At 72.6% G+C, this 4,756-nt stretch carries 7 protein-coding genes; all 7 read left to right on the top strand.

All coding sequences use genetic code 11. The features are described from left to right. A partial coding sequence (locus tag C666_RS18585; protein ID WP_004348213.1) for a type II secretion system F family protein occupies positions 1 to 970 on the top strand: 970 nt, incomplete at its 5' end. Between the two features lie 2 nt (positions 971 to 972). Next, complete coding sequence (gspG, locus tag C666_RS18590; RefSeq protein ID WP_004348214.1) at positions 973 to 1,416, top strand: type II secretion system major pseudopilin GspG; 444 nt, start codon at positions 973 to 975, stop codon at positions 1,414 to 1,416. Positions 1,417 to 1,448: 32 nt separating this feature from the next. Continuing rightward, entirely contained in the window at positions 1,449 to 1,949 is a 501-nt protein-coding gene (locus C666_RS18595) for a pilus assembly FimT family protein (protein WP_028792073.1), read from the top strand. Between the two features lie 4 nt (positions 1,950 to 1,953). After that, entirely contained in the window at positions 1,954 to 2,331 is a 378-nt protein-coding gene (gene gspI / locus C666_RS18600) for a type II secretion system minor pseudopilin GspI (protein WP_004348219.1), read from the top strand. Further along, positions 2,328 to 2,897 carry a type II secretion system protein GspJ gene (locus C666_RS18605; RefSeq protein WP_004348221.1) on the top strand — a complete coding sequence of 190 codons (570 nt, stop codon included), beginning with the start codon at positions 2,328 to 2,330 and terminating at the stop codon, positions 2,895 to 2,897. Before gspI ends, C666_RS18605 begins: the two co-directional genes overlap by 4 nt. Next, positions 2,860 to 3,822, top strand: a complete 963-nt coding sequence (gspK, locus tag C666_RS18610) for a type II secretion system minor pseudopilin GspK (RefSeq protein ID WP_004348222.1) — start codon at positions 2,860 to 2,862, stop codon at positions 3,820 to 3,822. The genes C666_RS18605 and gspK overlap by 38 nt, the downstream gene beginning before the upstream one ends. After that, on the top strand, positions 3,819 to 4,756 hold a 938-nt coding region (gene gspL, locus C666_RS18615; protein ID WP_039919544.1), incomplete at its 3' end, for a type II secretion system protein GspL. The genes gspK and gspL, both read left to right, overlap by 4 nt.

Consider the following 4,756-nt stretch of genomic DNA (forward strand, 5'->3'; position numbering starts at 1 on the left):
CACCGTCGAACACGCATTGGCAGCCCTGATCGAGCAGGCCGAGCACGAGCCGGCGCGGCGGGTGCTGGCCGGGGTGCGCAGCGAGATCGTCGCCGGCCACAGCCTCAGCGCCGCGCTCGAACGCTTTCCCCAGGCCTTCCCGACGCTGTACCGCGCTTCGGTGGCGGCCGGCGAACGCTCCGGCGAACTGCCCCGCGTCATGCAGCAGCTCGCCGACCATCTGGAACAGAGCGACGCCCTGCGGCGCAAGACACTGCAGGCGCTGATCTACCCGGTGCTGGTCGCCTGCGTCGCGCTCGCCATCATCACCGCGCTGATGATCTGGGTGGTGCCGCAAGTGGTCGGCGTCTTCGAACAGAGCCGCCAGAGCCTGCCGACGCTGACGCGGATCATGATCGGCGCGTCCGCGTTCATCCAGCACTGGGGGGCAGCCCTGTTGATCGCCGTCGGCGGCCTGGGCCTGATGTTCGCCGCCGCGCTGCGCCGGCCCGCCTTCCGCCTGCGGGTCGACCGCCTGCTGCTGCGCCTGCCGCTCATCGGCCGCCACCTGCGCACGCTCGACGCCACCCGCTTCGCCAGCACGCTGTCCATCCTGGTCGGCAGCGGCGTTCCGCTGCTGGCCGCGCTCGAAGCCGGCGGCCGCGTGGTGCAGCGCATTCCGCTGCGCCACGCGATCGCCAGCGCGGCCGACAAGGTGCGCGAAGGCGTCGGCCTGTCGCGCGCGCTGGCGTCCACACGCAGCTTTCCGCCGCTGCTGCTGCACATGATCGCCAACGGTGAAGCCACCGGCCAGATCGCCCCGCTGCTCGACAAGGCCGCCCGCCTGCAGCAGCAGGAACTCGAAGCCCGCACCGCGACGCTGACCAGCCTGATCGAGCCCGCCCTGCTGCTGCTGATGGGCGCCGTCGTGCTGCTGATCGTGCTCGCGGTGATGCAGCCGATCATCGAAATCAACACCCTGATGAGGTAAGCATGTCCCTGTCCGCCCCCCGCCGCCACCGGCACGCGCCGCGCGGCTTCACGCTGATCGAAGTCATGATCGTGATCGTCATTCTCGGCGTGCTCGCCGCGCTGGTGGTGCCGCGCGTGATGAGTCGCCCCGACGAGGCGCGCGTCGTCGCCGCGCGCCAGGACATCGCCTCGCTGATGCAGGCGCTCAAGCTCTACAAGCTCGACAACCGCCGCTATCCGACCACCGAGCAGGGACTGGGTGCGCTGGTCGCCCGGCCGGCGAGCGCGCCGGTGCCCGACAACTGGAAGCCGTATGTCGAGCGCCTGCCGACCGACCCCTGGGGCAATGCCTACCAGTATCTCAACCCCGGCATCAACGGCGAGGTCGACGTCATGAGCCTGGGCGCCGATGGCCGCAGCGGCGGAGAAGGTTTCGACGCCGACATCGGTTCGTGGCAGCCCTGAGCCCCCGCCCGGGCACCTTTCCCCGCCCGCCCATGCGCCCGCAACGCGGCTTCACCCTCGTCGAGTTGATGGTGACGCTGCTCCTGCTCGGCATTGCGGTGAGCGGCGTCGGCCTGCTCGTCGACAGCGCCCGCGCGCGCGACCCGCAGGCCGCCGTCGAGCAGCTCCGCCGCGCGCTGGAGAACGCCGCGGCGCGGGCGGAGATCCGCGGCCGGACGATCGCACTCGAATTCAGCGTGGACGGCTACCACTTCGTCGAACTCGACCGCCACGGCGAGTGGCGCCCGCTGAGCGCCGACGCGCAACTCGCGCCGCGGCGCCTGCCTGACGGCCTGGCCTGGGTCGGCCTGCGCACCGGCGCGTCCGGCCCGGCGCGCACGCCTTCCAGCGCTTCGCCGCTCCACCGCCGCATCGCCTTCTCCAGCCGGGCGCCGCGCTACCGGCTGCAGCTGCGGCAAGGCGCCACGCTGCACACGCTCGACGGCGACATCGCCGGGCGCGTGCGCCACACCGTCTCCCGCCCGGAAGGATAGGCCGATGAAACGCCACAGCGCCGGCTTCACGCTGCTCGAGACCCTGGTCGCGCTGTCGATCATCGCACTCGCACTCAGCGCCGCGATGCGCGCGATGGGCAGCACCGCCGCAGCGGCCGGCAGCCTGCGCGAACACACGCTCGCGACCTGGGTCGCCGAGAACCGCTTCGCCGAGATGCGCGCGCGCCAGGAATGGCCGGCGATCGGCCAGCGCCAGGGACACAGCCTGATGGGCGGGCGCCGCTATCCATGGACCGAGAAGGTCAGCGGCACGCCGAATCCGCTGTTCCGCCGCGTGCTGATCGAAGTCCGCGATGGCGACGGCGATGGCGGCGCGCCGCTGGTGCGCATGGACGGCTTCGCCGTGAGGCCGCTGAAATGAGCCTCGTGCGCGCCGCGCAGCGCGGCCTGACCCTGATCGAAGTGATGGTGGCCTTGTCGGTGTTCGCCGTGCTGGGCGTGCTGACCTGGCGGGCCACCGACCACCTCGTCGGCGCACGCCAGCACATCGGCGCCGAGCTCGAACGCTGGCGTGCCATCTCGCTCACCGCGCACCGCATCGGCGGCGAGCTGCAGCAGATCGCACCGGCCCCCGGTACACTGCAGTTCACGCCCGCCCCCAACGCCACCGCCCAGGACACGGCCCACATGCTGAGCTTCACCGTGCTGCAGGGGTACGACGGCCTGCCGGCGCGCGGCGGCTTCGTGCTCGTCGAACGCCGGCTCGAATGGTGGCTGTGGAGCCACGACCACGCGACCGTCCCGCCCGAGCGGATCACGTTGCTGGACGACGTGGATGCAGTGCGCTGGCGCTTCCTCCATGCCGACGGCTGGACCGACACCTGGCCGCCCGACCAGGCTGCCGCCCGCGTGCTGCCCGCCGCCATATCCATCGAACTGGAGCTGCCCGATGCCGGCACCCTGGTACGCGTGTTCGCGCTGCGCTGAGCGGCCCCGCCGGCGCCAGCGGGGCGCGGCCGTCATCCTGGCGCTGCTGACGGTGAGCCTGGCGGCGATACTGGCCGCCGCCGCGCTCGCCGACTTCGGCCACGCCTACGACGTCCATGCCGGCCGCTACGAGCAGGCGCAGTCGCGCCAGCTCGCGCTCGGCGCACTCGACTGGGCCCGCAACGTGCTGGCCGAGGACAGGCGCACCAGCGCCAGCGACCACCTCGGCGAAGCCTGGGCGATACGGATTCCGCCCACGCCGGTCGACGGCGACCCCGCCGCCGGTATCGCCGGCGGCCACATCAGCGAGCTTTCGGGGCGCTTCGACCTCAACGCGCTGCATCCGTCGCGGCGCCTGCACGCAACGGCGAGGACGCGCTGCGAACGGCTATTCGCCCTCGTCCTCGGCGACGCGGCGCTGGCGGCACGGCTGGCGCAGGCGCTCGACACCCACTTCCGCACGCCGCGCCCGGCCGCGAGCCTGGCGCCGGCGGAAGATGGCGTTCCGACGGGCGCCCAGGGCCCGCTGCTGCTCGGCATCGACGAACTCGTGCGCCTGCCTGGGTTCGACGCCGACATCATCGCCGCGCTGGCGCCGCACGTCGCCGCCCTGCCCACCGGCGCGGCGATCAATGCCAACACCGCCACGCCCGAGGTGCTGGCGGCGGTCGTCGAGGGGCTCGCCCTCGACCAGGCGCGCATCATCGCCGCCGAGCGCGAACGCATCTGGTATCGCAACCGCGGCGACTTCAGCGAGCGGCTCGGCGACGGCGCCACTGCGCCCACGCAGGACGTGATCGATGTACGCAGCCGCTACTTCAGCATCGACATCCACGCCAGCTACGGCGAAGCGGTCACCCGTCTGCATGCGCTGCTCGACCGCGAACAGAACTGGCCCACCCTTCTCTGGTACCGCTACGAATGAAATCCCGACTCACCCTCCTCGTCCCCGAGCACTGGCCCCAGACACCAGAATGCGAATGGCAGTTGAGCGACCGCGACGGCAGGACGGCGCAGCGCGGCCGCAGCGCGCCACGGCACTGGCCGCGCGCGGACGAGCACGTCGCCATCCTCGACGGCGCGCAGACCAGTCTGTTGACGATCACGGTCCCGCCGAGCAAGCGCAAGGACCGCCCCGCGCTGATCGCCTACGCCCTCGAGGCGCGGCTCGCGCGCGAAGTCGACCAGGAACACGTCACCATCGTCGCCGACACCGCGGCAAGCGCAGGCGCGAATCCGGATGCACGCCAGCTTGCCGTGCTGGTGGCCGGCACGGCGCGCCTGCGCCAGGTCTGCGCCCAGTTCGACACCCTGCAGCGCCCGCTGCATCGCGCCGTGAGCATCTTCGAATGCCTGGCGGCCAGCCCCGAATGCTGGCAGCTCGCGAGCGGCGACGGCCGCAGCGCCGCGCTGCGCACCGGCACCGGCAGTGCGATCGCCTTCGACCTGCCGCAGCGGAACGACGGCGGCGACACCGGCGGCCACGGCCAGGCGGACGACGATGGGCGCGTGGAGGCGATTGCCGCCATGCTGGACTTCGCGCTGCGCGACGCCGGCAGCCCGCCGCAGCGCATCGAGCTGGCGTTCACGCCCGCGCTGCCGGCGGAATGCTGCGACACCCTCGCCCACCGCACGGGGGTCGCGCTGCAGCCGCTCGGCTTCGATGCCGTATGGGCCCGCAGCGCACAGGCGCATACGCTGCTCCATGGCGGCTTCGCGCCGAAGGTGGGCGTCGGCGCCAGCCTGTGGACGACGCTGCGCTGGCCGGCACTCGCGGCCGGCACCGCGCTTGCGCTGGCCGGCATTGCCATGGCGGCGGGCGTGCTGGCCGACCGCGGCGAGGCCGCCCGCCTGGCGCA

This window comes from Thauera linaloolentis 47Lol = DSM 12138 (genome assembly GCF_000310205.1).
Taxonomy (GTDB): domain Bacteria; phylum Pseudomonadota; class Gammaproteobacteria; order Burkholderiales; family Rhodocyclaceae; genus Thauera; species Thauera linaloolentis.

Excerpts from the sequence above, each read along its gene's own strand:
- gspK (WP_004348222.1), top strand. The coding sequence starts at position 2,860 with ATGCCGGCACCCTGGTACGCGTGTTCGCGCTGCGCTGAGCGGCCCCGC.
- C666_RS18595 (WP_028792073.1), top strand. The coding sequence starts at position 1,449 with ATGCGCCCGCAACGCGGCTTCACCCTCGTCGAGTTGATGGTGACGCTG.
- gspI (WP_004348219.1), top strand. The coding sequence starts at position 1,954 with ATGAAACGCCACAGCGCCGGCTTCACGCTGCTCGAGACCCTGGTCGCG.
- C666_RS18605 (WP_004348221.1), top strand. The coding sequence starts at position 2,328 with ATGAGCCTCGTGCGCGCCGCGCAGCGCGGCCTGACCCTGATCGAAGTG.
- gspG (WP_004348214.1), top strand. The coding sequence starts at position 973 with ATGTCCCTGTCCGCCCCCCGCCGCCACCGGCACGCGCCGCGCGGCTTC.